The sequence below is a fragment of the Sulfurimonas sp. genome (genome assembly GCF_016744025.1).
Taxonomy (GTDB): domain Bacteria; phylum Campylobacterota; class Campylobacteria; order Campylobacterales; family Sulfurimonadaceae; genus Sulfurimonas.
In genome coordinates this window covers 1-3207 of sequence record NZ_JADGFC010000201.1, presented here as the reverse complement: position 1 = coordinate 3207, position 3207 = coordinate 1, and the positions used below count along the sequence as shown (strand labels likewise).

The window sequence follows — 3207 nt, the reverse complement described above, 5'->3', positions numbered from 1 at the left end:
CTTCTTTGTTTTTGGTCGAATAAGATTAGCAGATTATCGATTAATCCTATCTTTCAACTTACTTTCAAAAAATTGCACTTGATTTTAGAATTGGCGTTTGTTTCATCTTGAAGTTTTGCATATTTCATAGTTTGTGTTATATCTGCGTGATTCATAAGATCTTGAATTTGTCTGATGGGTACATTTGAAATTGCTAGTTGTGAAGCGAATGTATGCCTAAGAGAATGTATTACAATCCTGTTTGCTCTACCTTTGATATCCATACCTACATTAAATAAATCATCTAATATGGGTTTTAATCTTGTTTGTACCTGTCTAGCACTTATTTGTTTACCATCATTGTTGAATGAGACAAGGTTGTCATTATAATTTATAAGTTTCAACTTAGTATTGAGTAAATCTCTTGTTGTGTTTGTTATATACCCACTATAGATTTCACCGCCATTTTTAAAGTCAGTAATTCTTATAATATCACTCTGTAAGTCTATGTCACGCTTTTTAATGTTTAAAACACCCTCTAATCTTGCCCCAGTTGTTAATGCTAGTTTCGTGAAGGTTTCTAACATATTTCCATGTTCTTTCTCTCTATCTCTTAATATAGTTTGCTTGTAAAGTTCTTCAATCTCAGATGCTCTAAGAAATCTTTCTCTAGTATTTTGTATTTTATATCTTTTTACTTTCATCGCCGGATTTACTGCTTCATATAGTTCTTCATAGAAACCAAAATTAAATATTGTACTGAATAATTCAATAATCATATTTGAAGTTTTTTCACTTAGTTTTTTGTCTTTAACAATGCTGTGGCGAAGCTTATCTAAGTCGTCTTTCTTTATATTGGTAATAGAAGATTTTCCAAGAGGCTCAGAGAGGTGTTTATTGTATTTGCTAAGTCTTTCATGTGTACTAACAGTATTATCTTTAGATGAAAAGTATTGATCAGCTACATCATCAAGAGTAATAATTTTTTTACGGTGATTCTTTACAATTTTAGGTGGTTGCTCACCTTTGTTCTGAGCATTTAATATCTCAATACGTTTGTTTCTACAATATACTTCAGTAGTTCCATCCGTTTCATCACCAATCTTCACTCTTTTAAGTATGTTGCTTTCGTCTCTATATCTAACATAAAATGATTTACTACCATTAGCTTTTAGATAATATTGAACGCCTTCATATTTTTTTGAATTAATGTATTTAGCCAACTTAACATCCTTAGTATAAAAACCCAAATAGCCAAAGAGGTATTATGTTTGAATACCCAGTCTCTATCTCATCCCTGATAACAAAGCTATTTTCTGCATTCTCTAACTGTTTATCACCTTTTGAATCTCCACCTATCTCAAAGATATATTTATCATCAATGATAAAATCACCTTTGTCATAATAATGAATGATATGTGTATGATTTAGCTGAGATATGAAAAAGCTCTCTCTAACTGAACCTATATTAGGATTGGCACATAATACATGAAACAAATTTGGATTGTTAAGCAACATCTTTTGTGCTTTATTTAGGCGTTTATGACTTTGTGGAGCTTCGATAAGGTGAACTAAATCACCTTCTTTCATATATGCAAGATACTTTGAGAGTGTAGACCAAGAAATCTGTGTGTCTGCGCTAAGTTTTGATTTAGAGATTTCATACGGAGAGGTTGAACATAACATACCCAATACTCTTTTGAGCACACTTTGTTTTTCATTGTCTATATTAAATATTTTTGCTAAATCTGATTCAATAGTTATATTAATTACTTCCAAGAGTCTCATAGGATAGTCAGTGATAGATTCATTGAAAAAAGGGTAAGCTCCATATTTAATATAATTAGAGTAATGTTCAAGTGGTTTTATCTTTTCCAATATTTCATAACTTATATCTTCATGATTATTTACTATATCTTCTAGTGAATAAAAAGGTAGTTCTATCTTCTCTTTTAAAGATATAAATTCTCTAAGTGACATAGGAGGAAGATAGTGCATGGAAGCTCTACGAGATAAGTCGGCACTTTCATGATTTAAAATTATTGCTGATGAACCGGTAAATATAACTTGGATAGTTAGGAAGTCATACATAGATTTTATATGCATAGCAAAGTCACTAGATTTGTGTATTTCATCAATAAGCAATAGTTTCCCACCATACTGCTCAAATTCAGTGGCCATATCAAAGAGATCTTCTCCAGCCATTACAGGGCTATCGCAACTTACATAAAGTATTTGACTTGGTTTGAATTTAGATTTTTTTGCATATTGGTGAAGTATAGTTGTCTTACCAGATCCACGACTTCCTTTGATCCCAATTATTTTAGCATTAAAATCTATATCATTATAAAGAGATCTATAAAAATTAGATGTTCTTTTAGATAACCATTGTTTTGAAAGTTTTTGTAGTATTGGTTTCATTTGTTAGCCTTTAATAGCATATATTTATGTATTCTACTATTAAATACTTTTAATAGCAAGTTGGTGATATTATTAATTAGATTTAATAGCAAATATAATTATCCTCATAAAGTGGCATATTTAGGTATTGTAATACACATGTTATAAGAGTGAGAAAAGTATATCGTAATTTGGTGACTAAACTGGTGACTAATTAGTCACAATTATTGATAAAACTTGATTTTAGATGACTATACTTGATATAATGATAACCTCTAAAGAATCGTTATATATGGGTCATTTGAGGATAGTTGACGATACTTTAAGAAACTTGATAAAATCTATTTTTTCAAGTCCTCTTATCCGCACCACACTTCAGTTTATATAAAATTACTCCAACAATTAACTTACTAACAACAAAGTGAAGAGACTATTGCACAATTTAGAAAATTGATTGTTTTCGCTTTATGTTTATATCTATGATATAACTTTCACAAAACGACTGAGTAATCAAGAACAAGAACTTATATTAAAAATCTTCTTTATTTAAGAGTAAAAGAAATATAAGAGAAATATCTACAAGTTAAATATATTAATGTATAATTCAACAAAAAATAGAGATAAAATATGACATTTACTACTGCAAAACAAAAATTCAATAAACTATATAAAACTAAAGATATCTTGTCTAAGTCTTTTGTTAAGAGTGCTGGTAAAGATATATCGAATATATGACTTAATTAAAAAAACGGGTGCATAAAACATTCATTAAAGTTCGGTATAGTAGGAGTAAACAAAGGTTTATTTACAAATGGCTGTAAAAAAGCT

2 protein-coding genes are annotated in these 3207 nt (G+C 29.3%); both read right to left on the bottom strand.

The genetic code is table 11. The features are described 5' to 3' along the window. Window positions 1-53: 53 nt before the first annotated feature. Window positions 54-1202, bottom strand: a complete 1149-nt coding sequence (locus QZZ48_RS15115) for a site-specific integrase (RefSeq protein ID WP_294967088.1) — start codon at window positions 1200-1202, stop codon at window positions 54-56. 10 nt (window positions 1203-1212) lie between these two features. Continuing rightward, window positions 1213-2400: an AAA family ATPase gene (locus QZZ48_RS15110; protein ID WP_294967087.1), complete on the bottom strand. Its 1188-nt coding sequence runs from the start codon at window positions 2398-2400 to the stop codon at window positions 1213-1215. Window positions 2401-3207: the final 807 nt, after the last annotated feature.

Coding starts and splice junctions, on each gene's coding strand:
- QZZ48_RS15110 (WP_294967087.1), bottom strand. CDS start 2,400: ATGAAACCAATACTACAAAAACTTTCAAAACAATGGTTATCTAAAAGA.